The sequence below is a fragment of the Bradyrhizobium sp. 197 genome (assembly GCF_023073375.1).
Classification (GTDB): domain Bacteria; phylum Pseudomonadota; class Alphaproteobacteria; order Rhizobiales; family Xanthobacteraceae; genus Bradyrhizobium.
In genome coordinates, this window is the sequence record NZ_JADPJJ010000070.1 from 15,809 (window position 1) to 39,970 (window position 24,162).

Annotated in this window: 18 protein-coding genes; 12 read left to right on the forward strand and 6 right to left on the reverse strand. The window is 58.6% G+C overall.

From position 1 onward, the window contains the following. Positions 1–631: 631 nt before the first annotated feature. The 6 genes from IVB27_RS15835 to IVB27_RS15860 form a co-directional block, all read right to left on the reverse strand. Positions 632–976 (reverse strand): hypothetical protein, encoded by a 345-nt coding sequence (locus IVB27_RS15835; protein WP_247403311.1) that lies wholly within the window; start codon positions 974–976, stop codon positions 632–634. Positions 977–1,531: 555 nt separating this feature from the next. Then, on the reverse strand, positions 1,532–1,807 hold the full coding sequence (locus tag IVB27_RS15840; protein ID WP_247444400.1) for a hypothetical protein: 276 nt from the start codon (positions 1,805–1,807) through the stop codon (positions 1,532–1,534). Positions 1,808–2,137: 330 nt separating this feature from the next. After that, positions 2,138–3,166 carry an LLM class flavin-dependent oxidoreductase gene (locus IVB27_RS15845; RefSeq protein ID WP_247444401.1) on the reverse strand — a complete coding sequence of 343 codons (1,029 nt, stop codon included), beginning with the start codon at positions 3,164–3,166 and terminating at the stop codon, positions 2,138–2,140. 209 nt (positions 3,167–3,375) lie between these two features. Continuing rightward, positions 3,376–4,452 (reverse strand): histidinol-phosphate transaminase, encoded by a 1,077-nt coding sequence (gene hisC, locus IVB27_RS15850; protein ID WP_247444409.1) that lies wholly within the window; start codon positions 4,450–4,452, stop codon positions 3,376–3,378. Positions 4,453–5,804: 1,352 nt separating this feature from the next. Then, positions 5,805–6,524, reverse strand: a complete 720-nt coding sequence (locus IVB27_RS15855) for a MerR family transcriptional regulator (protein ID WP_247403307.1) — start codon at positions 6,522–6,524, stop codon at positions 5,805–5,807. A gap of 1,811 nt (positions 6,525–8,335) precedes the next feature. Continuing rightward, complete coding sequence (locus IVB27_RS15860; protein WP_247444402.1) at positions 8,336–9,280, reverse strand: LysR family transcriptional regulator; 945 nt, start codon at positions 9,278–9,280, stop codon at positions 8,336–8,338. A 442-nt stretch (positions 9,281–9,722) separates the two neighbouring features. On the opposite strand from IVB27_RS15860, the gene IVB27_RS15865 reads away from it, so the two are divergent. The 12 genes from IVB27_RS15865 to nifA all read left to right on the forward strand — a co-directional run bounded on the left by IVB27_RS15865 (position 9,723) and on the right by nifA (position 24,026). Continuing rightward, positions 9,723–10,139: a response regulator transcription factor gene (locus IVB27_RS15865; protein ID WP_247340056.1), complete on the forward strand. Its 417-nt coding sequence runs from the start codon at positions 9,723–9,725 to the stop codon at positions 10,137–10,139. Then, positions 10,136–10,768, forward strand: coding sequence for a NodA family N-acyltransferase (locus tag IVB27_RS15870; RefSeq protein ID WP_018455474.1), 633 nt, complete (start codon positions 10,136–10,138; stop codon positions 10,766–10,768). The genes IVB27_RS15865 and IVB27_RS15870 overlap by 4 nt, the downstream gene beginning before the upstream one ends. Beyond that, the gene (gene nodB / locus IVB27_RS15875; RefSeq protein ID WP_524536485.1) at positions 10,765–11,424 is read left to right on the forward strand and encodes a chitooligosaccharide deacetylase NodB; all 660 of its coding nucleotides are present in this window, start codon (positions 10,765–10,767) and stop codon (positions 11,422–11,424) included. The genes IVB27_RS15870 and nodB overlap by 4 nt, the downstream gene beginning before the upstream one ends. A gap of 14 nt (positions 11,425–11,438) precedes the next feature. After that, positions 11,439–12,797, forward strand: coding sequence for a chitooligosaccharide synthase NodC (nodC, locus tag IVB27_RS15880; RefSeq protein ID WP_247340017.1), 1,359 nt, complete (start codon positions 11,439–11,441; stop codon positions 12,795–12,797). Next, the gene (gene nodS, locus IVB27_RS15885; protein ID WP_249811592.1) at positions 12,772–13,449 is read left to right on the forward strand and encodes a nodulation methyltransferase NodS; all 678 of its coding nucleotides are present in this window, start codon (positions 12,772–12,774) and stop codon (positions 13,447–13,449) included. The genes nodC and nodS overlap by 26 nt, the downstream gene beginning before the upstream one ends. Before the next feature lie 11 nt (positions 13,450–13,460). Beyond that, positions 13,461–15,173, forward strand: a complete 1,713-nt coding sequence (gene nodU / locus IVB27_RS15890; RefSeq protein ID WP_247340021.1) for a nodulation protein NodU — start codon at positions 13,461–13,463, stop codon at positions 15,171–15,173. 4 nt (positions 15,174–15,177) lie between these two features. Then, on the forward strand, positions 15,178–16,092 hold the full coding sequence (nodI, locus tag IVB27_RS15895; RefSeq protein ID WP_018455479.1) for a nodulation factor ABC transporter ATP-binding protein NodI: 915 nt from the start codon (positions 15,178–15,180) through the stop codon (positions 16,090–16,092). Positions 16,093–16,095: 3 nt separating this feature from the next. Further along, on the forward strand, positions 16,096–16,884 hold the full coding sequence (gene nodJ / locus IVB27_RS15900; RefSeq protein ID WP_247340026.1) for a nodulation factor ABC transporter permease subunit NodJ: 789 nt from the start codon (positions 16,096–16,098) through the stop codon (positions 16,882–16,884). 190 nt (positions 16,885–17,074) lie between these two features. Beyond that, on the forward strand, positions 17,075–19,084 hold the full coding sequence (locus IVB27_RS15905) for a carbamoyltransferase family protein (RefSeq protein WP_247340028.1): 2,010 nt from the start codon (positions 17,075–17,077) through the stop codon (positions 19,082–19,084). A gap of 171 nt (positions 19,085–19,255) precedes the next feature. Continuing rightward, complete coding sequence (locus IVB27_RS15910) at positions 19,256–20,254, forward strand: nodulation protein NodZ (protein ID WP_247444404.1); 999 nt, start codon at positions 19,256–19,258, stop codon at positions 20,252–20,254. A 917-nt stretch (positions 20,255–21,171) separates the two neighbouring features. Beyond that, on the forward strand, positions 21,172–22,008 hold the full coding sequence (locus IVB27_RS15915) for an SDR family NAD(P)-dependent oxidoreductase (protein WP_247296043.1): 837 nt from the start codon (positions 21,172–21,174) through the stop codon (positions 22,006–22,008). A gap of 260 nt (positions 22,009–22,268) precedes the next feature. Then, positions 22,269–24,026: a nif-specific transcriptional activator NifA gene (gene nifA, locus IVB27_RS15920; RefSeq protein WP_247444405.1), complete on the forward strand. Its 1,758-nt coding sequence runs from the start codon at positions 22,269–22,271 to the stop codon at positions 24,024–24,026. Positions 24,027–24,162: the final 136 nt, after the last annotated feature.

The window sequence follows — 24,162 nt, forward strand, 5'->3', positions numbered from 1 at the left end:
CTCTGGATCAGCCTTCTGGCCCAGTGCAGATGGACACGGGCATTGAACCGGCGTAGATGCCGCAGGAGAGTGAAAGGTGCTCCTTGTGGATGGTGTGCACCAGCGCTTGTTAGAATTCGGTCCGGCAATGGCTTCCGCGCATGCTAAGATCACACAAACGTACGTTGCAAGGTCCAGGGCCGGTCGCGAATACACGGCTGCCGATCCGATCATCCGTGAACGGCCGGCTCGCCGTCGTCACCGTCAGTGTCTCGGGTCAAATCGGCCAGCAGTCGCACCTTGCACCGCGCTGTTGGGACTGACTGCACGCGCGTGCCCTCCACGCCGCCTCCCGATTTTGTGCTCGACGACCTGACGGCGCCCGGCGTTCGCCCTCTTGTGGCAGATCGGCAATTTCCTTGCTTGAGCAAGGCCGAATGCCGCATTAGGAACCACGACGTGCGGGAACTCGGAGCGGCGGCGGAGCAGAACTGCCGGAAGCCCTGGCTTGCGAGAGACCTCAGGCAGGCGGCAAGCGCACGCCGGTCCCTCGTTGAAGCAGGGCACGATGACATCCACGCTGGGCAAAGCACCGGTCTTGACCGGGTCGTACGGCGGCAGTGAGGCGCCGATCGCTGGAGCGGGTCCTGCATCAACGCGTCCTGGGATGAGCGCTGCAGATACCAACTTCGTTAAAAGGATCCTCAGGGCGGCGCGGTTCACTGGTCATGAACATCTTCATTGCAAAGTCGAGCGACCGGTATGCTCGATCGCGGGCCGCCTGCGGCAAATCAGGAGTTGCGTCAATCGCAGCGCGCGCGTCGCTCATAATCTTATCTTTTGCGGAAAGAAGCTTTGCATCTAGGATTACATGAAGCGTCTCTCGAACTTCAGGTGAGATCGCGCTATCGCCATCGATCAATTCTCGAAATTTCCAAAATATACGCTCGACTGCTACCGTCGACCCGAGGACTGACATTAGCCTTGGTGACATCATTGGCCATCTCCTTCTCCAGCCTGAATCTCGGACTATCCCAGCGAAATTAAACCTGTCCGCGTCTCGCACCGGCGCGCGAGGCGACCCTGAACAGGCGAATGACCGGGATACATGTCGGCTGCTACACCCCAGCCGGCGTGAGACGGACGTTCAAAATATGCTCAGCGGAACTCGCAAGGTGCGATTTGCGAGCAAGGCACTTCTCTTTCCTGCGCTCCAAGCCGTAACTCGGTAGCGTGCGGTGGCTCACGTGCAAAACGGAGGGTATGCGCCGCTCCCCATTTGCCACAATACATGCAGCGGCATCGGAGTTGGACTTCTGCCACGCGCGCGTTTTGTGATTGCCTGGGTGTATCGACATCGAGCCTCCCGATCCCGCGATGGTGTGTTGGTCGTGCGCCACGTTGACCTCGATCATCTCTCGATTCTCGATTGGTCGTCCGATCCAGCTCAGAAAGGGCAGCAACTTAAACGCGCAGATCATTTCCATGTGCTGGATTCCGTATCTCGGATTGGTTTGTTTCGGCTACCATAACTGTCCTCGCCACTGCACGGCTATGCTGTGCAAACCGTGCATTTCACCCACCAGCGGCCACCGCGCTTCTCCGCGCGCAGCTTGCCGCGGCGGATCCGAGAGAGCACCCCTTCGGGGCTTATGTGGTTCATCGCTGCGAATCGCTGAACAGTGAGGTAGTCCTCATGCAGAGGCGGAGGGGGGCTAATTCCGTGCGCAGCCAGCAGAATGCGCAGCGAAGCCAACTCCGCCAGCACGATCTCGAGCTTACGCGCGATCTCCTCCATCTGGTCGGGGCGCTGCCGGGACCGCGTCACGACAGGCCCGCCCGTGCGATAAGCCACATCTTGGATTCGTGTGAAATGCGATCGACGAACTGGCGCGCCAAAGCGGGATGAGCGTGAGCCAACTCACCTGGCCAAGCAAACCACTGCGCGGGCAATATCAACGCCCGCAAAATGGGAGGCACGGCATTTATTGCCCTCGAGACTACACCTTGGTGATGTAGTCGAAAGGGTCTCATGCGCGTAAGAGCCACTTGAGCCATAAGTGCGGCCTGACAAATGCATCCGGCTGCGGTGCTCATGGGCCTCGGTGTTGCCATTTATTGCATGGTCAAGGGCGAACTGCTTGGAATCGGCTCACCATCAGTGCTCTGCCGCCATGAGCTCGGAGTGAATCGCAGTTGCTGTGTTGAGGCAGGCATCCAGTGACAGAGATCCAAAGGCGAGCTGACAAAGGAGATAGTTGGCGCCTGCCTCTTCCACGTGATCGAGAAGAGTTTGGCGCACCGAAGCGCGGGATCCGACAACGCACAGTTCACTCTCAATTGCGGCATCCAAGGTTAGGGGCAGGTTGGATGGAGGCGGGATGTCATTGAGGTCGTACAAGAACTTAAAGCTCTTGAGCCAGGTTTCGTAGGCTGGCGCGGCGAGGGAGCGGGCGGCTGCTTCAGAGCTGGCAATTACGACCATGCGGAGTAATGCGAGAAATGGTGCTGAACCGTTGACGTCATAATTGGCGTTTCCATGAGCGCGATAGCGATCTGTTACTTTGCGAACGGCAGAAGAGGGTCCCATGCACGCCAGATTAGCGCCATTCGCCGCCGCCCAATGCGCGGACTCTGGCCGATTTGTAGCAATCCATGTCGGGGGACAAGGACGCTGGTGAGGTGAAAGCGTCAAAGGAACGTCGCTCAGCGCAAAATGTTGCCCTTTGTACGAGAGCGGGCCGCCATTCATCGCGTTAACGAAGATTTGGGAAGCTTCCTCGTAACGGCTAGAGGCAACATCGGCTCCAACCCCAAAATAGCTCAGTTCGATCGGGAGGGAGCCGCGACCAAGGCCGACCTCGACTCTGCCGCTGCTCAAGTGATCCAACATGCAGATCTCCTCGAATGCCCGCAACGGGTGGTAGAGGTTGAGCAGCATGACCAACGGACCAACGCGAAGTCGCCGTGTGCGTTGTATGACGCTTGACAGAAACAAGTTCGGCGATGGACCGCGTCCATGGGGGGTGCAATGATGCTCTGCCAGATGATAGGCATAGAAACCGAGCCGGTCGTAGGCCTCCGCCAGCGCGAGGCGGTCCGCGTATTGCCTGGCGATATCGGGGCCGTCCTCGTCAAGATGATCAAAAATGCCGCAGGTCAGGTTTGAGGGAAGAACGTTTCTCACTCAGTTATCTCCTATAGAGAGGACCGGAGTCCGCTAGGTTTTTGGGGTTCAAGAAGCGCTCGCTGGCGTGCATATGCTGCGAAGCCGTTCTCAGCAGCTCGCAATGCGCCGACCGGACAACAACTGACTGAGGCCGGTCGCGAAGCTGCATCATGTGTGGGTCCTGTTCGATGACGAACGGGGATCTGTGACCTGAGTGGAAGGGTTCACTAGCCACGGCATCCCACTTTCTTAAGAATGCTGCCGACAGCCGCAAGAAACGCATCCATCTGGCGCTTTGTACCGATGCTAACCCGAATGCACTCTTCCAGGCCGGGATCCGGAAAGAAGGCAACGAGGACGCTCTGGTCTTGCAACGCCGCCTGCCACCATCTGCCACCCTGGCCTACCGGCACACGGGCGAGGAGGAAGTTCGCGTGGGAAGGCGTTACGGAGAACCCAAATTCCGAGAGGGCGGCCGCTACGCGCTGACGCTCAAACCTGACGTGGCGATGGTTCTCCTCGTAGGCGTCGCGATGCGCAAGGACGCTCATGCCTACGGCATGAGCGACCACATTCATGTTAAAAACATTCTGGATATTGCGAAGCCGCCCAATCAGCTCGGGATGGCCGAAACCGAAGCCGACGCGAATGCCAGCGGCGGAATGACTCTTGGAAAGCGTGCGCAGGACCAGAAGATTCGAATGGCGCTCAATGAGGCGTAGGCCGTCCTCAGGTGCGAAATCGACATAAGCTTCGTCCAATACGATCAATCGGTCAGACCGTGTAACGAGGCGCTCGATCTCAGCGACCGGAACGAAGGTTCCGGTCGGATTGTTCGGATTGGCCAGCAGAATGAACTTGGCATGTTTAGCCGGACCGAAAAGCAGCTCGTCCATCGGCAAGCAGTCGGGTTCAGACCAGGGAATTTCAATGAACCGAGCCCCTTGCAACATGGCAAGCTTGCGATTGAATGAGAAGCCGGGCGACATCATTGCGATGCTGTCGCCCGGGGCAAGAAAGGCTCTGTAAATGAGACTGAGGAGTTCAGACGATCCATTGCCAGCCATCACGCGATCAGTGGCAATCCCGTACGCCGCTGCGGCCGCTTGCCTCAAGCTGATATTGTCATCTTCTGGATAGCGGTATTGCACCTCAAGAGCTGCAATTGCGCTTCGCATCACGATGGCTGGCAAAGGAAATGGGTTCTCATTCGTGTTCAGTTTCACGCAAGCATTGTCCGCGGTGGGCCGCCCGGACGGCAGAGCATCCAATTCGCGAGCCACCGGCGAGAGCGAGGAAAGCATAGTTTGCAGTTTTGCATCCAATTTGGTGTTCTTCCTTTTGTCGGCGAGGGCAGTTGATGGCCTTCATCGAGCCTACGTGATGCGCGCGCTGTGTTCGGAGCCGGGAAGCGCAAGGCGTGCTCAAATGTGAGGGGTGGGGTGCATAGGCGGGCTCAGATCTAAGCGCCGCACCGGATCCGAGCCCGTCTCAAAGTCCGCGGTGATCAGCACGGATCGGATCAGGCGGGCGCACGGCGTTATCCCGGCGAATACCTGTTTCAAGAGGGGAGGAAACGCCACGTCCACTCGGCCGAACAGCGCTGCTAACGTGGCTTGAACTCGCGTAATCCGCAGACAGACTGCGCACGCCTGACATGTTGCCACAAGCTACGTTCCTTCTAAAGAGGTCCGCGCAGCTCACTCCCGAGAGCGAGGTGCGCATCAGTGTCACTAGGTGGAAGAAGACACGATGTTCGTCGGCCTTACGATTGTGGAAGTGATGCTCATTCCAGTGGTACCAGACGAATGGGAACGTACTCTTCGGGCGGCCGTTCGGGCGCGCACGACAGCTCTGATAGCATTGCCGCGAGGGCGAGAAATGCCGCGAGTGCGGCGACTGCGACGCACGTGACCAGCGCGTAATCGCGAGGCCTAGAGTGGTTCATCATTCAACGCTCCGTGCGGTGTTGGTGCGGGCGGTCAGGTCTGCGCGACCACGTCGACGGTATTGTCGCGCCAGCGGTAAACGATGGACCCAGGAGCGGCATTGTCTCCCTTGGAGTCGAATCGAACCGTGGCAATGGCCCTTTCGATTGAGCCCGAGGTTCGGCCGCAGCGACCCGCGTGGCATCGACGGTGCCCGCCGTCTGACCGAGCCTGCCCATGCTTGAACTGGGGCATAAGCGTAGCCTGCAACCTGCGGCAGATTGGCTTGAAGCCTTGAGCTTGGCGACATCGGCTGCCCCTGCAGCATTCTTCGTCGAGTGCGGCCTGGAGTTAAAGAGCGTGCCGTTTGCGGAGTCGCCGGCAATGGCCAAAGACGTGCATCCACCGAATTGCCCTCGCCCAGCGCTCTCACCGGGAACTTCCAAAAGTGGTGCAGATCATTGGAGTCTCCATCGGCCTAGCCGGCGCTCTGTCCGCCGCCCCGCCGCTGCGTCGATACTTTTAGAAGGTACAATTTGACGCTACGTACGGATCAAGTACTTCGAAGCGTGCTCGTCGAGCTTGGCAGAGCGAAGTCCCCAAGAGTGCCGACAACGCACATTCGCAGGCGAATTGCTACGGGCCAACGATCCTCAGTCAGACAAGGATCAGCATCAGCTCATTCAGTTAGAGACATTTGAGCAACCGAGTCCGGGCAGCCGGGTGCGTCAACTCTTTCCGAGCTGGCTCTCCAGCGCGGCGAGGGCGAGATCCAGGTATCGCATGAGGCTCGCATCCCAGCCGGCGAGATTGTGTGGTTCAGTCAATCGCGTCAGCACCTTCAGTATCATCGAGACAGTCGAATCAACTCCTGCGATCTCAGTCAGCAGCGAACGGGCCTGACGCGCGACCGCATTTGGTCGCTCACTGCATGGCGGCTCGCCCCGATCCATGCAGCTTCGTAGCTCATCCCGAATCTTGCGCCACCGATCTTCGCGGCTAGCGTTAGAGGCGCATGTGCAGATGGCCGAGGGGGCACGTTCCTGAATCCGCGACATTGCATCTAACGTGGCCGGCAGCTCGTCGACACTAACTTCTGTCTCACCTTGCGTCGTCATATTGCGCAATCGATCCCGTAATAATGTCGCCCGCGCGACTTGAATTTCAATTCGCTCGAGATGGTTGCGCAATAGGTCCGTGAGAGACGACCGCCCCTCGATGGCTTTGCGGATCTCAGGAAGCGAGAAGCCGAGCTCACGCAGCGCCCGTATCTGACAGACGCGTTGTAGGCTTTCACGATCGTACATGCGGTGACCGCCACCGGTACGTTCCGCGACCGTCAACAACCCCGTATGTTCGTAATGATGCAGAGTGCGTACCGTTACACCGGTCGCCTCTGCAAGTTCTCCAATGCGCCATCGGCGCCGTCGTGGTGTGGCTTTTGTCATGGTCCTCAATTTGCAAGCCTACAACCTGACGTCACGTGAGAATCAAGTGATTTCAATGATCTAGATGATGGTGTCTTGCTGCGAACCCCAGGAGCACTGAGCGCATGCTGTTAATCAATCAGCCGAGACAAGTGCAAGCATCAAGTTCGCCAGCGACGCCAATTCGTCCCTCGCTGCGCGTTGGATCACAAGTCTGGCGATCGCTACGCGATTCTCGCCGGTTCGCATGCATGTCGGTAAAGACGCGATTGCTCGATCAAAAAGATTTCCCAAGCTCGCGAGATCCTCCGGGTCGTAGACTCCGCTCGGCTTCTCCAACAGTAAGCTCCTTTCATTGCGGCACCTTCGCTGCACGTGGCGAAGCCGTTTGGCTGTGGTAGGGCAAAAACGAGACGGAGCGGCGACGTGCGCGAAAGAATGTGACAGGTGCGTTCGTGTGGTGCCGTTGTGCAACACGGCGTTTGCTTCCCTTTTGTCCAACACTGCCTGACCGAAACTGTGCAATTTCCGCTGGATGCTGCCGCAGCAGCGGCCATTTGCTGTCTGATCGCCACGCGAAGCGAAAGCAGGTACATGCAGCCCCGCTTGCTCTTGAGACACAGCTTCACGAACGGCTGCCCAGACAAAGTACTGATCTGATCAGATGGGTGGCGCGGCCGCCCGCTCGGCACCTAGCAGCGTTTTCGACGCGCTGCTAGTCCTGTTGAGATGGTTTTGTGGGCGCGAAGGCGTTGTTCGCGCATGGCAACATCTGGTTTTGGAATGCCACCAGATGATGGCTGCTCTTCAACGGCGCAAGTCTGCGACGCAAAGCGCCAGTATGATGAGAGAAGGCGGGCCGCAAAAACCATTCCCGGTATGTATCTGAACGCAAGCGCAGCTCGCGCGGTTGGCGGAACGTTACTCGCGATTGAGGACGAGCCTCGAAGGATCGCTCCGATACCCGTTGGACGTGGAGGCGCTCAAAACGAGTCAACACGCCCCCAGCGCAGCGCGGCCGCGCCGGGAAAAAACGACGTGCCATAACTCCTACAGCAATAACTCGCATATCCAGACGTGAGCCGGATCAGTGTTGCGCAGCACAGTCCAGCTGTCGCGGGTAATGGCTTGCTCGTCCAGAAGCTCACTCACTTTCATCCTCGAACAGTATCGCTTTGGGGTGCGAGCTGGACATAGATGCTTTGGGTAAGATTGGCAAATCATGTTACCGCACCGAAGTAGCTCTTCGAAGTCAGCGGTGAGGGGCCGCAACTCGGGAGTAATGGCGGCGGCATCCCGCGCGCCACGCGCCACGACACTTTCGAAAATAACACCACGGTCGCGAGATCCGAAAGGATGACCTGCACCCACCATCCGATGTGGTGCTTTGGCATTACTGCTGCGATCGCCGGGACCGTAGACGGCAAGGAGAATGCCCACCGGAGGCCAACAGCGGTGCGGGTGCCTACCAGTGTCCACGTTTGCAGCCTCGATCGCAGGTATTGGTCTACAACCTGACGCGGTGTACGATTCAAGGGTTTTTAGTGCCAAGCCAGATTTCTTTCACCTGACTGGCCGGATCATTTCGCGAGCTCTGAGCTCAGCTCATGTAGAACAGTGCGATGCAGCCGTCGTGTCAGGAAAGTCATGCGGAGCGCCGCCGAACGAGCTGTATGAAGCGCAAGATCGTCACGCCAGCGCGAGATCAATAGCGCCGCCGACCCGATCAAACTACGCTCAAACGCGCCAATCCGAACACCAGCGAGGACCGGAGCCTCGAGCCTGGCGTAGATCTGGTTAACCGAGATTAGATCGCAAACGGCCGAACAATGCTAGAACGGGCCGTGACATTGGTTGGTCTCGGACGGAGAGACCATCATGGATGCCTCTTGCAAGAACATGTTGCGCATCCAAATGCTTGCAGGATCAGTATTATGAATGGCCGGCCACTGGACGGCCTCGGTGAATGTGAGAAGTCGCAGCGGAGGTTCGATGACCCGCAGGGGCATCGTGTCTGCGAAATGGCTGACCAGTCTTGAGGGCATACTCGCTATACGGTTGGTGCCCAATAACATAGGCGGAATCATACCAAAACCCTGCACTGCGACCTCGGTGCGTATCTTGAAACCATGCTCGAGCAAGAGCCATTCGTGAAAGGAGGGCCTCAGGGAGCCCCCGAACCGGGCTTCCACGTGCCCGATCGACATGTACTTCTCGAACGTAAGTCGCGGCGCCAGCTGCTTGTTCATGGGGCAGCCCACGCAAACGAACGTGTCCTCGAACAGTGCCGCCTTGGGATGCGCACTCGACATGAACATCTCCGGATACATGAGAAAATCGACTTCACCGCGCCGGAGAAGTTCATCGGGTTCCTCTAAGGGCGGCAGCAACTCGAAATTGATCGTCGGAGCTTCCCGCGCGACGCGGTCCACGATTCTTCGAAGAAACACGACAGTCATGAAGTCGGACAGGATGATCCTGAATCGCCGATTCGATTGAGACGGAGTGAAGCCCTCCGGAGAAATGATGGAGAGCTGAATGTGAGCGAGAGCCTCGCGAATTGGGGCTGCGAGCGCTTGAGCCCGCGGCGTTGGGAGAAGCTTCCGACCCCTCATCGTGAATAGCTCATCGCGAAAGTAAGTGCGAAGCCGCGCGACGGCAGCACTCATGGCAGGTTGACTGAGGTTGATGCTTCTTGCCGCCGCAGTGAGATTGCCTTGCGTCACCAGGGCGTCGAACGCGACGAGGAGATTCAGATCGAGGCCCTTGAAACGCATAATCTTGAGTGATCCACCGTGTGAATGTGTTCTATCGATACAATCGATTTTACCATTTGTACCGACTGAGGATAGCAAAGGATAGTTTAGCGAGATGCCAGATCTATCAGAATGGTTACAAATCGTAGCGCGTCTCAGCCCAGCGCCAGGGATCGATCAAGACATCTGGACCGTGCGGTCGCAGTTTCGCGCGTGTTGCGCAAGCCCTATCTCGGCGAGCTAGCACGGTGGGGATCCGCAAATGTGCGTGGGCGTATAGGACGAGCAAACCATCGTATGGCTTCGCCAACCCATTCTATACCGGCCGTGTACCGCTGTAGAATTGAGCGAACGCTTAACCTGACCGTAGATTTCCCTCCAGTTGGACCCCTTCGGTTGCGGGTGCCAAATGTGTTTTGGTCGCATCCGATTGCGTCCTTGCTGCGGAGAAATCGTGCCGAACATGCAAGCGAAGCCGTCCTTGGTGAATCTGATGCGAGTTGCGCACACGCTCGACGTCGTATCCATTGTGAATGCAGATCGGTCAGTGCGTGAAGGTCTGACAGATATGGTTTTTTCGGCGGGTTACGTACCCGAACCCTTCGAGAGCGCAGACGAGTTCTTGAAATCGGGCCGCCGTTTGATCACGTCGTGCTTGATCGCGGACATGCAGTCGAGCGTGATGAGTGGCTTTGAGCTTTTCCATCATCTGGCTGCATCCGGAGGCGCGATTCCCACCGTTCTGCTCACAGACAGCTTCGAAAACGATATGAGGCGAGTCCTGCAAACGGGACTCCAGTTTTTGAGCAAGCCTTTCGAGCGTAGCGAACTGCTGGCGTGCGTCAGGAGCCAGATAATGAATAGGAATTACTCTCTATGAAAATGATCGCGCCCGGATCCACACGAGGTGCTTCGGCGCGCCCTCCAGTTCGTTGGAGGCTGTGCTGGGAGAACGAGCTTCAACTTGCTGACCATATTGAGTTGTCCGACTTCTTCCGGAAGACCTATGGTCCGACCGGGGCATTCAATGCAAAGCCCTTTGAAGGTCATCGAAGCTGGGCCGGCGCAAGGCCTGAGATTCGCGCAATCGGCTACGATGATCGTGGTGTTGCGATTCACATCGGCGCACTGCGCCGCTTCATAAAAGTGGGTGAGGTCGATCTGCTTGTGGCTGAACTCGGATTGTACGGGGTGCGCCCGGATCTCGAGGGGCTCGGAATCAGCCACTCCATCCGCGTGATGTATCCCGTATTGCGAGATCTTGGGGTGCCGTTCGGTTTTGGCACGGTCCGATCTGCCCTGCAGAAACATATTACCAGGCTGCTCGGGCGACAGGGATTGGCGACTGTTTTGCCAGGGCTCCGTGTCCGGTCCGCTCGTCCGGATATCTATCTCACTGTGCCTCCGACGCGTGTGGAGGACGTGGTCGGCCTCGTTCTGCCGATTGCGAGGCCAATGAGCGAATGGCCGGCCGGTGAGATGATTGAACGAAACGGGCCAGAACTGTGACGTCCGCAGACGGCGAAATTAAAGCGCGGAGCGACTACGCCGACCCCGGCGGAGAGCACTGCGTCTATCTCACATTTGATGATGGGCCCAACCCGCATTGCACGCCGGCTATCCTAGATGTGCTGGCGCAGCATCGGGCCCCCGCCACCTTCTGCGTGATCGGTGCATATGCAGCGGGTCAGCCGGAGCTGATGCAGCGCATCGTCGCAGAAGGGCACGAAATCGCAAACCACACAATGACGCACCCGGATTTATCCAAATGCAAGCCCGATGAGGTGGAATACGAGATCCTCACAACGAACAAGGTCATCGGAATGGCCTGCCCGCGAGCCTCTGTGCGGCACATGCGTGCGCCGTATGGGACTTGGACCAAGGAGGCCCTCGCCGCGTCGGCGAAGGCCGAACTGGCAGCCCTGCATTGGTCAGTCGACCCGCAAGACTGGTCTCGTCCTGGCGGCGAGGCGATTGTTGCCGCGGTGCTGGCCTCGGCACGCCCGGGGGCGATCGTGCTCCTGCACGACGGGTGCCCTCCCGACGAGTTGGAACGCTGCCCTCACTCTGGTCGGCGCGACCAGACTGTGACGGCGCTCGCCAAGCTCATTCCAGCACTGCATGACCGTGGATTTGCAATCCGGTCGCTTCCTCAAACAAACTGAATAGATCAATTCCCATGAGCCTGCTTGCCACCATCGGCACCGTTGCTGTTGCCTCATACGCGTTGCTCTCCAGCGTTCATAAGAGCGCGCAGGCGCTTTATGCGCTGCGAACCGACGCCTCACTGCCGCCGTACGACTCGGTCGACGCCGGTGCTCTGCCCAGCGTGGACGTCATCGTGCCCTGCTTCAACGAGGACCCGCGCACGCTGGCGGCCTGCCTGAAGTCTCTTGCAAGCCAGGACTACCCAGGGCGATTGCAGGTTTATGTCGTCGATGACGGCTCTGCAAATGTCGCAGCAGTGGCCCCGGTCCATGCGAGCTACGCATATGACCCGAGGTTCGACGTCATTCTGCTGCCAAGCAACGTTGGAAAGCGCAAGGCGCAGATCGCAGCGATACGCCGGTCGTTCGGCGATCTCGTGCTCAACGTCGATTCCGACACGGAAATCGCCAGCGACGTGGTCAGCAAACTCGTACGCAAGATGCAGGATCCAGCCGTCGGCGCGGCCATGGGGCAATTGACGGCCAGCAACCGGAACGACAGCTGGCTGACCCGATTGATCGACATGGAGTACTGGTTGGCTTGCAACGAGGAGCGCGCGGCGCAGACGCGCTTTGGTGCCGTCATGTGCTGCTGCGGGCCGTGTGCCATGTACCGCCGCTCCGCGCTGCTATTGCTGCTGGACCAGTACGAGACGCAGTTCTTCCGGGGAAAGCCGAGCGACTTCGGTGAGGACCGCCATCTGACGATCCTCATGCTCAAGGCAGGGTTTCGAACCGAGTACGTTCCGGACGCCATCGCCGCCACGGTGGTCCCGGACAGGCTCTTGCCCTATCTGCGGCAACAGCTCCGCTGGGCGCGGAGCACTTACCGCGACACGCTGTTGGGCTTGCACCTGTTGCCCGGCCTGGACCGGTACCTTACGCTCGACGTGCTCGGACAGAACCTCGGGCCGCTGCTGCTCGCCATCTCATCGATTGCCGCGCTCGCTCAGCTCGCGCTCACCGGCACCGTGCCCTGGTGGACCGGTCTGACCATCGTCGCGATGACCATGGTTCGATGCAGCGTGGCGGCCCTCCGTGCCGGCGAGCTTCGATTTATCGGCTTCTCGCTGCACACCCCGATCAACATCTTCCTCCTGCTCCCGATGAAAGCCTATGCGCTCTGTACCTTGAGCAACAGCGACTGGCTCTCGCGCAAAGTAGCGCAATCATCAGACGTCGATGAGTCGAAGGCCTCGATCGAAGACGCGACAAATGGACCAAGCCTTAACCCGGGATCGGAAGCGCCTGGCTCAATTCGCAGGGCAGGTCTTTCGCGCGCTCCCTCGCAGCTGATCGCGTCTGATGGCATTGCCGCCGCGACTGACTGACAGCTTTGTAGGGGATTTAGTGGTGAGCGTGGACAAGACATATCAATCGTTGCAACGGGAGCTGACCAACGATGACCCATGGCGGCTTGACGACAATCCGTTCGAACGTGAGCGTCACACCCAATTGCTACGGCTATCGCTGTCGAACGGCGCCGTCTCAACCGGCCTCGAGATCGGGTGCGCGGCCGGTGCATTCACAGAGAAGCTTGCTCCTCACTGCAAACGGCTCACGGTCATCGATGTTATGCCGCGAGCGATCGGTCGAGCGGTCCAGCGGACCAAGAGGTGGTCGCATATCAGCTGGGCGGCGACCGATATTCTGCAGTTCTCGACCGAAGAGCTGTTCGATCTGATCGTGGTCGCCGAAGTTCTCTACTATCTCGAAGACATGACACGGATGCGTACCGCAATCGACAAGCTGGTGAAGATGCTTGCTCCAGGTGGGCACCTGGTCTTCGGATCTGCACGTGATGCCATCTGCAGGCGATGGGGGCATGTCGCTGGCGCCGAGACAGTCATCACGATGTTGACTGAAGCGCTCATTGAGGTCGAACGCGTGCAGTGCCAGGGGCAGTCGGCTGACGAAGACTGCTTGTTGGTCCGCTTTCGCAATCCGGAGCGATCTTCGATTTGTTCTAACGGCCGAGCTTGAAAGGAGCTACGATGCGCATTTGCGGTATTAAGTTGACGCATGACGGGGCAGTCGCTCTGATCGAGGACGGCCGGGTGGTGTTTTGTGTCGAACAGGAGAAGCTGAACAACAATCCGCGTTATCAAACTATCGACAACCTGGATGCCGTTGTTGGCGCCTTGGCGGAGCACGGGCTGGATCCGAGCGATGTTGATCAGTTCGTCATTGATGGCTGGGATGGAGAGTTCGAGTCACAGTTTGAAGTCCTTAGTGGGACGACGACCATCAAGCTCAAGGGCGCGCCGTATGTCGAACGGCAAGGCGATAGCCCCCTGACGTCCCGCGATCGGATCGGCCTCATGCTTGATGGGAAGCTATATCCCTATCAAAGCTATCCCCATGTCACCGGGCACGTAGCATCCGCATACTGCGCCAGCTCGTTTGCCAAATCCGGACAATCTGCTTTCTGCTTGGTGTGGGACGGCTGCATTTTTCCGCGCCTCTACTATGTCGAGCCCCACGGCATCCGGTTCATCGAGTGCCTGTTTCCGATAATAGGTCACGCCTATGCGACGGCAGGACACCACTTTGGACCTTACAGGCGGGCAGACCGGACCAGCTGGGATCTCGGTATTGCCGGCAAGCTGATGGCCTATATCGCACTGGGATCGCCCGACGAGGATTGTATTAAGACGTTTCATGAACTTTATGAGGCCCACTTTGCCACGGATGCTGAGGGCGCTTGTCCTGAGCTTGAAGAGATCAACAGCTCACAATCGCCACTTGAAGCTCTGCACGACTTCTTCGATGCGTGCGCAATGCGATTGAAGGAAAAACAGGCCCAAGACGTCCTTGCGTCATTTCACGTGTTTCTAGAGCGTCTGCTGGTTCGCACCATTGCTGATGTGGTGGAGCGGCATTCGAATCTTGCGGGGGCGCGTAACCTCTGCATATCCGGCGGCTGTGGCCTGAATATTAAGTGGAATAGTGCATTTCGTGCGACAGGCCTGTTCGATTTCGTGTGGGTGCCGCCCTTTCCGAACGACAGCGGCTCAGCCATTGGTGCTGCTTGCTCTGCATTGGCGGCACAGCAAGGCTTTAGAGCTCTGGAATGGTCGGTCTACAGCGGACCGGCCGTGCGTCCCAGCGAAGTCCCGCCCGAATGGGAGGGCGCGCCCTGCACTATGGGCCAACTTGCGGCAATCCTCGCTTGCGACAAGCCCGTGGTCTTCCTTGCCGGGCGTGCCGAGCTCGGGCCGCGAGCCTTGGGTGGCAGAAGCATTCTCGCGGCTGCGAGCTGGGAAGGAATGAAAGATCATCTCAACGACGTCAAACTTCGTGAGCATTTCAGGCCGGTAGCGCCGATATGCCTGGAGGATCGTGCCGCGGAGATTTTTAGCCCTGGAATACCTGATCCGTACATGCTGTTCGATCACCAGACGCGACCAGAATGGCGGGACAAAATTCCCGCCGTCGTGCATCTCGATGGATCTGCTCGTCTACAAACCGTTTCTAGAACCTCTCAGCATGAAGTGGCCGAGCTTCTCGTCGAATACGAGAAGCTCACAGCCATTCCGCTGCTTTGCAATACCAGCGCCAATCTGCATGGACGCGGCTTTTTCCCGGATGCTGCCGCCGCGTGCCAGTGGGGACGCGTCGATCACGTATGGTGTGACGGCCTGCTTTGGACAAAAAAGCGCGCAAGCGGGGAAGCGGCGGGAACAACGTCCGTCGCGATGGCGTAAGCAAATGTCAACCGCGGCAGTCGACCTTTTCCAGGTGAGCAAGTTCTACGACGACAGGGTCGTCGTGGACGCTCTTTCGTTTACGGTCTCGCCGGGAGAGTGCTTCGGTCTGCTGGGACCAAACGGCGCGGGTAAAAGCACGCTTGCGCGTTTGATCCTGGGTGTTGCATCGCCCGACGCAGGTAAGATATGCGTGCTCGGCGAGCCAGTGCCGGCGCGGGCGCGCTTGGCGCGCCGGGGGATCGGGGTTGTCCCACAGTTCGATAACCTTGATCTTCAGCTCACGGTGCGCGAAAACTTGCTCGTTTTCGGGCGCTACTTCGCCATGAGCGCGGCTGAGGTGGAAGCGGTCACGCCGTCACTGCTCGAATTCGCACGCCTGGAGAACAAGGCGGACGCGCGAGTCGCCGAACTGTCCGGCGGCATGAAGCGACGCCTGACGTTGGCACGGGCCCTCATTAACGATCCGCAGCTCTTGGTCCTTGATGAGCCGACGACCGGCCTCGATCCGCACGGCCGTCACCTGATTTGGGAACGCTTGCGCTCGTTATTAGGGCGCGGCAAAACGATCCTTCTCACCACCCACTTCATGGAAGAGGCGGAGCGATTGTGCGACCGCCTGTGCGTGCTCGAGCACGGCCGTAAGATCGCCGAAGGTCAGCCTCGCGCGCTGATCGAGCAGCAGATCGGCTGCCAAGTGATCGAGATTTACGGCGGTAACCCGCACGAACTGCTGCCGCTGGTCAGACCCCAAGTGCAGCGCGCTGAGGTGAGCGGGGAGACGCTGTTCTGCTATGTCACGGATCCAGAGCAGGTGCGCCTCCGGCTTGTCAACCGCACGGATCTGCGCTTTCTGCAGCGTCCTCCAAATCTGGAGGATGTGTTCTTGCGGCTAACCGGGCGAGAGATAAAGGACTGAACGATGTGGCAACGTTTTGCGCCGGCGCTCCCTGCTAATCCATGGAACTGGATGGCGGTATGGCGCCGCAATTTTCTGGTTTGGCGGAAAGTTGCTCTGGCATCGGTTCTTGGGAATCTGGCCGAGCCGATGAGCTCTCTGTTCGGTCTCGGTTTTGGCCTTGGAATGATCATAGGTGGTGTTGAGGGCACCTCATACATCTCGTTTCTGGCGGCTGGAATGGTTGCCACAAGCGCGATGGTGTCCGCAACCTTCGAAACGATCTATGCGGCTTACGCTCGCATGCAGACAAATTGCACCTGGGAGGCAATGCTCTGTACGCCCCTTACGCTCGGCGACATTGTCCTCGGTGAAGTGGCATGGGCAGCGAGCAAGGCCTTGCTCGCCGGGACCGCGATCACGATTGTGGCCGTCGCGCTGGGTTACGCAGAGTGGTCATCCATTCCCTATGCGTTACCAGCCATCGCCCTCACTGGCGTTACTTTCGCGAGCCTCGCAATGGTCGTTTCAGCACTTGCACCGAGCCACGACTATTTCATCTTCTACCAGTCGCTTATTCTTACGCCCATGATGTATTTAAGCGGGACGATCTTCCCAATGAGCCAGTTGCCCGGTTCGTTTCAACGCATCGCAGCCTTATTGCCGCTGAGTCATTCGGTCGATCTCATTCGTCCAACAATGCTTGGTCGACCGGTTGACAGCGTCGGATTGCATGTGGGCGCACTTTGCATCTACGCAGCAGTTCCCTTCCTCGTCTCGGCCGTGCTCCTTCGGCAGCGCCTGATGCGGTGAGAGGAATAAGGTCTAAAGCGAAGCATCGCGTGTGCGAGATGAGATATTGGGCTTAGCGAACTTCCAATCGCGTGCGACGCTTATATGCGTCTCGTCAGCTAGCGATGCCTGATCGGCCCCGCGGGGCCTACTCCCAAAGCAAGCGATACGAAATAGGCCAACAGGCCTCTCAGGATTAACGGAGAACAAGATGCTGTGTCTAGGATTGAGTGGCGGCCTCGACAAGGTCTATGAAAACCCCCTTGGGCTGCCGGGCACGTTTCTGCACGACGGCGCCGCGGTACTTGTCAAGGACGGGCGCGTGATCGCTGCCGTGGAAGAGGAGCGCCTTAACCGGATCAAACATTCAAACAAGCTCCCGAGCAGTGCGATCGAATACTGTCTTGCAGCCGCGGGTGTGGAGCTTCGCGACGTCGATCGTATTGCGTTCTACGCTACTGAATCCTATTGCAATGCAATGCTCGAACGGTTGTTTATCTCACAACCGGAAATCTCAATTCCCCTAGATGCGAATCTGCTGCTACGGCACCTTCTAGCCACGGAGTTCGGTACCCAAGTTGATCCTTCCCGGGTGTCATTCGTAGGCCACCATCAGGCCCACGCCGTGAGCGCTCTGGCGATGTCGGGTTTTGAAGATAGCCTGGTCCTCGCGATCGACGGTTGTGGCGACTTCCTGTCGGGTCTCTTGGCTGTCGGGTCAGGCAGCGAAATGACCGAGCTTATGACGTTTCCAGAGAATAACTCTCTCGGACTGTTCTATCTGGAGACGATCCGATATCTCGGCTACGGCCTGTTCGACGAGTATAAGGTTATGGGACTGGCTCCTTACGGAGATCCCGCACGCTATCGTGAGCTCTTTTCGCAATTCTATGAGCTCTGCGCAAACGGTGGCTACCGCGTTCACCTCGAACGTATCGGCCCAGCATTGCTGCACAATATCGAGGTCCGGCGAAAGGGAATGCCGTTCACGCAACAGCATCGAGATGTGAGCGCATCGTTGCAGGAGGCGCTGGAGCGGATCGTGTTTCACATTCTGCGGCATTACCGTGAGTCGACCGGAATGAAACGGTTGTGCCTGGCTGGCGGGGTGGCCCACAACTGCACGCTGAACGGAAAACTCCTGTATTCAGGCCTGTTCGAAGACATCTTCGTGCAGCCGGCTGCGCATGACGCCGGATGCGCATTGGGCGCGGCATTGATGGTGTCGAACGAGGCCGGGCAGCCTGCGCCCCGCGAGCGACTACAGACGGTTTATTGGGGGCCAGATGTCGGCAGCGACGATAGCATCGAAAAGGAACTGAAGGGATGGGCCGGACACCTCGAGTTTGAACGGACCGCTGACGTCGCAACCAGAGCAGCCGAGTGGATGGTTGATGGCGCCGTGATCGGGTGGGTACAGGGCCGATCGGAGTTCGGCCCTCGTGCGCTCGGCAACCGTAGTATTCTTGCGGACCCGAGGCCCGCGGCGAACAAGGACCGGATCAATGCGATGGTCAAGAAGCGCGAGGGTTATCGACCATTTGCGCCATCGGTTCTGGAGGAGGATGCGGGCGCGTTCTTTGAGTTGCCGGATGGTCGCGCAGAATATCCCTTCATGAATTTCGTCGTTCGCGTGCGCGAATCCAAGCGTGCTTTGCTGGGCGCGATCACGCATATCGATGGTACAGCTCGGCTGCAAACTGTTTCCCGCACGAACAATGCCGCCTATTGGGAACTCATCAATGCGTTCAAGGGCCTGACTGGCGTCCCGATTTTGCTTAATACGTCGTTCAACAACAATGCCGAACCGATCGTAGATTCCGTTGCCGATGCGATTACGGCGTTTTTGTCAACCGAGCTGGATGGCCTTGTGATCGGTTCATTCCTCGTCAAGAAGCGGGCAACAACACTCGAAAGCTGGACTGCACTCGCTGTATCACTGCCGCCCCATGTATCTCTTTACCGGGTTCGCGCTCATGCGGGCCGAGAACGCCAGGAGACAGTCTGCGAGATCCGCATGGGTCACTCCAGCCAGGAGAGCGTGCGCGTCTCGCATGACCTGTTCGACATGCTGATGCAAATTGAGAAGGAAGCTGTTCTTGCCGATCTTCTCGCCAGGGTCACCTCTGATAGGACTAGGCGAGAAGCTCTCGTGAACGAACTGCGCGGGCTCTGGGATCTGCGCCGTATTCGGCTGCATCCGTCACAGACTGCGCGGTAGTAAAAGTGAGCAATGCGGAAGCGGGCTCCTTGGGCGCCTCTTGCATGACCTGCCAATCGCGGTGCCGTGGAGGAGGGTTGCGGGTTGATCGCCTTGCGTCCAGGTGACCAGCCGTCCATCGGTGAGGATCGGAATCGCAGATGAGTAGGTGCGCCACACAAAACTGCTCTTATGCAACGAGAAGGGTTTAATAACTTGACGAAGGAACGCTTTGTTATTTCTCGGAGGCGTACCGGCTTTGGTGACTGTCTCTGGTCGCTGGCGTCAGCCTGGTCGTACGCGCAGCGGACCGGGCGGACGCTCGTCGTTGACTGGCGCGGTTCCTGCTACATCGACCGACCGTTCAGCAACGCCTTTCCGGTGTTCTTCGAGCCGGTTGAGGACATCGCTGGGGTACCGGTGATTTGCGATGACCGGATCAACCAGCTCTCGTTTCCCGGACCGTTCTTCCCGCGGTGGTGGAATAGGCCGTCGATCGACTGCATCAATCGTCCGGATGAGCAGATCTTCCGAGAACGTGACGAACTGACCGAGCTGTTCCAGGCGAGAGAAGATAACGAAGCCAACACCATTGTCTGTGACGCCTGCCTGATGTGGCGTTGTGGCGAGGCAGCCGAACGACTGATCTTTCGGAACATCAAGCTCAGGTCTGAGATTCAAGCGCGGATCGACGCCTTGTATGAGGAACATTTTGGCGGCCATAGCATCATTGGCGTTCATGTTCGGCACGGCAATGGCGAAGATATCATGGACCATGCGCCGTACTGGGCCGATTCGGAACTCGCCTTTCGTCAGGTCTGCATGGCAATCCGTAAAGCCAAGGCTTTGCCATATCCAAAGCCTGTAAAGGTCTTCCTGTGCACGGACAGTGCACAGGTGCTCGACCGCCTATCAGGTCTGTTTCCCGATGTCTTCGTCGTACCAAAACGTTTCCAGGTCGATCGGGCAGGGCCGTTGCATAGTGCGGAAATGGGAATTGAAGGTGGAGCTTCCGCTCTCATTGACATGTATCTTCTTGCGCGATGCGCTACCGTGATCCGCTTTCCCCCCACCAGCGCCTTCACGCGCTATGCCCGTCTGCTCGTTCCGCGGATTATTGAATTCGACCAGCGCAATCCGGAGCGCTTGACCCTGATCGATAATCCCTACGAGCATGTCGCGGCTTCCTGAAGCGCCAGAATGTGGGCCTGAACAATGGCGGGCTAGATCATCGGTCTGATACTGCTGGCTTCGACACGGTCGAGTTTCGCAACGTGTCGCAGGAACGTTGGATGGCGACTTCCGTCCCGCAAGCGACGGCTGACCGGCGCACTACCATGGATGCGGTGCGGTGGGAGGGCGAACGCCTGAGAAGCGTAAGGCCGATGCCAGCGGGGCCGGCGGTCTTGCCCGGCAACACTTCGGGCCCTCCGGTGTAAGTCGAGTCGCGCGGAAAGCTTACAGTTCTGTCATCCTCCAGCCAAGTCCGCCGTCGCTGGCCAGACGGTGAAAAGCACGGCAATGGCGGTCCGGGTCGCCCAGGAAATCTAACGTAACAGACAGTCACGTCAGAATGTCCCAGCAGCAAGGAGGCGCGTCCGGTAGATGGATCGCCTTTGCTGGGCAGGGCTTTCGTTTTCTGGACGACGGCCTTTGTTCATGCTCCGCTCGCGGAGTCCTTTCGGACGGAGGTGTGATGAACCGCGTGGCCGACGGCCCATCGGTATTGCTCAAGAGCCGTATGTGCGGCCGCGCGTATCCAGGCCGAGAGCAACTTGGACGAACCGGCCATTAAATCCTGATCTCCGCCCGCAGCTAATCTATCTCGTCTAGCGCGCATGACCCACAGACCACTCGTGGAGTGGTGACGCAGTCAGCTCGCCATGGAAACCCCAGCCTCTGGCTCGAAGGCGTAGCGCACGCAGTGGGCGGCACCCGGGAGCTCGACGACAGCCATTGCTGCGGCGTTGCCGGTGTCGCAAAGCAAACAGGCCAGATGTTCGAAACCTGCCATTTGCGACGTAAAAGCGCGCCACCTGTGCCCTGCTTCGCTCTGGCCCGGATCCTGCACCAGGTGCACGGGCGAGGGGAGCGGAAGGGAGTCGCGTGTGAATCTAGGTCTACCAGATGACAACGCGGTCGCAGCTAAATCGTCGGAAACGGACCCTCGTGGTCCAATTCACGCCGATGGAGCGGGCCGTCCGCTGCGTGAGCGGAAGACGCTGGTATTGACCGGGGCATCGCGCGGTATCGGTCGCGCCACGGGAAGATTGTTTTCGGAAGCCGGTTGGCGCATCATTTCTTGCGCGCGCCAACCATTCGACGCGGTGCGCTGCCCATGGGACTCAGAGGGGGATAGCTATATCGAAGTCGACCTGAGCGATCATCGGACGCTACCGCGCGTGATTGCTCAGATAAAGGAGCGCCTTGCCGGCGCACCGCTGCAGGGACTGATAAACAATGCCGGAAACTCACCAAAAACGCCAAACGGTGCCCGGCTCACGTCGCTGGCGACCTCAGTCGATACCTGGATGAGCGTGTTCCACCTGAATCTGGTGGCGCCGATCCTGCTCGCGCAAGGTCTGTTCGATGAGCTAAAAGCGGCTTCAGGCTCGATCGTCAATGTGACTTCGATCGCCGGTGCGCGGGTGCATCCATTTGCAGGCACGGCATATGCCACGTCGAAAGCTGCGCTCGCTTGTCTCACGCGCGAAATGGCGCACGACTACGCCTCACATGGCATTCGCGTCAATGCGATCGCGCCCGGCGAAATCAAGACGGACATTTTGTCGCCTGACACGGAAGCGCATCTTGTGCCAAAGATCCCACTACGCCGGGTGGGTACACCCGAAGAGGTCGCCAAGGTCATTTTCTTCCTATGTTCAGATGCGGCAAGTTATGTCACTGGCGCCGAAGTGCCGATCAATGGCGGGCAACACTTGTGAGTGAATCCGTCCCTGGCGAACCCGGCTAACTGAGCTTTATCGATGGAAGCCATGTTGGCCGGGCGAATCCGCGCAGCGAGTTGGAAAGAATAAAGCGCAAAATCTAGTCACTGTAAGTGCTGCCGGCGTGCCATGAAGAGCCGTCATCTCTCGCCCCCGCCCTGAGAGCTGGATGTCAGATCGAGGCAGGCATGCAACACGAGTCTAACAAGTCCGATCGAGGTGATGGGGAGGACCAAGAAAGGAACGGAGAAGTCACTATGCTGGACAGCGTTTCCCCGCGCGAAACACCAAACTCAACCTCCGGCGCGGCCCCTTCCGCTTCTATTCTGCCATCGCAAGAGAAATCGCTAAGCACGATCTTTGAAATAGCGCACACGCTCACCGCCGTATGCCGGCTCGAAGCCAAGCTGGCGAGCGTCATCGAGCGTCTGCCATCGCTCGTGCAGATGCGGCGCGGCATCGTATGCCTGTTCGAACATGACGGGGTGCCCGAGATCATCGTAGACGGCGGGCGGAGCGAAGGGCGCGACGCGCGTTGCGGGGGGCGCTTGCCGCAAGGAGCAATTGATCAAATTGTGGCGACGGGGCGGCCGCTCATCGTCGAGAACGTAGCGCTGCATTCGATCTTCAGTTCTTCGGACGTCGAGATGCTAGACGCTGCCGGTAACACGTGCGTTGCCTTCATCGGCGTGCCCATAGAGATTGACGAGAAAGTTGTGGGTACGCTGAGCATCGACCGCGTCGCAGACAACGAGACGCATGCGCAGCTCGAGGACGACCTCCGCCTGGTGACGATGGTCGCAAGCCTTCTGGGCCAGACGGCGAAGCTGCATTGCACCTTTGTGCGCGACCGCGGGCGGCTTATGGACGAGGAGTTCGGGCCGCAGAAGCAGCCGTCGTCCGAGCTCAAGCCTCATGGGCGGGAGCGTAAGAAGGTCCAAGTCGAGGGAATTATCGGCGACAGTCCGGCGCTGCGCGCGATGCTTGAGAAGATCGAGCTGATCGCAAAATCGAATAGCACAGTTCTGTTGCGTGGCGAATCGGGTACCGGCAAAGAGCTGGTAGCGAAGGCTATTCACGAGCGTTCAGCGCGCGCCAAACGCCCCTTTATCAAGCTGAATTGCGCAGCCCTCACCGAGACGGTGCTGGAATCCGAATTGTTCGGTCACGAGAAAGGGGCGTTTACGGGCGCATTCAACGCGCGCAAGGGTCGCTTCGAACTCGCGGACAAGGGAACGTTGTTTCTGGATGAGATTGGCGAGATCTCGGCGTCGTTCCAGGCGAAACTCCTGCGCGTGCTTCAGGAGCAGGAGTTTGAGCGGGTGGGCGGCAATCAGACGATCAAAGTCGACGTCCGCGTGATTGCTGCCACGAACAAGAATCTTGAAGAGGCGGTGGCAAGGAAGGAGTTTCGTGCCGATCTCTATTATCGCATTAGCGTGGTTCCTCTGCTACTGCCGCCGCTGCGCGAAAGACGCACTGATATTCCGCTTCTCGCCGCTCGATTCTTGAAGAACTTCAACAATGAGAACGGCCGTGCTCTGGTCTTCGAGTCAAGTGCGATTGACGTTCTTATGAATTGCGGATTTCCCGGGAATGTCCGTGAGCTGGAGAACTGTGTGCAGCGGACCGCGACCCTGGCGCACGGATCGTCGATCGCAAGAGACGATTTTGCCTGCCGGCACGGGCAATGCCTGTCGGCCACGCTATGGAAGTGCGGGCCGGAGCAAGTGGCGCGACAGCCGAGCCCGATAATCTCACTTCCCGCGAGGCTGAGCATGCCGCCGACACAAGCTGTGGCACACGTTCAGCCGGTCGGTAGCGAACTGACGCCGCTAGAGCCACCCGGCCGACCCAACATAGGTGCCGCCAAGGTCACAGATGGCGAGCGCGTAGTCGCAGCGATGGAAAGGTCCGGGTGGGTACAGGCAAAGGCGGCGCGCTTGCTTGGACTGACGCCGCGCCAGATTGGCTATGCCTTGAGAAGGCACCGTATCGAGATCAAGCGCTTCTGAATAAAGAGTCGGCTCGCGTCTCTCTCGATCGCCGGGCGCGGTAGGAGAGCGTGCGCAAGAGGCGGTACTCTGGTCCATGAAGCGGATACGAAACCGATGTGCTCTGCTTGGACGTGGCGGAGCGTAAGCCATCTTC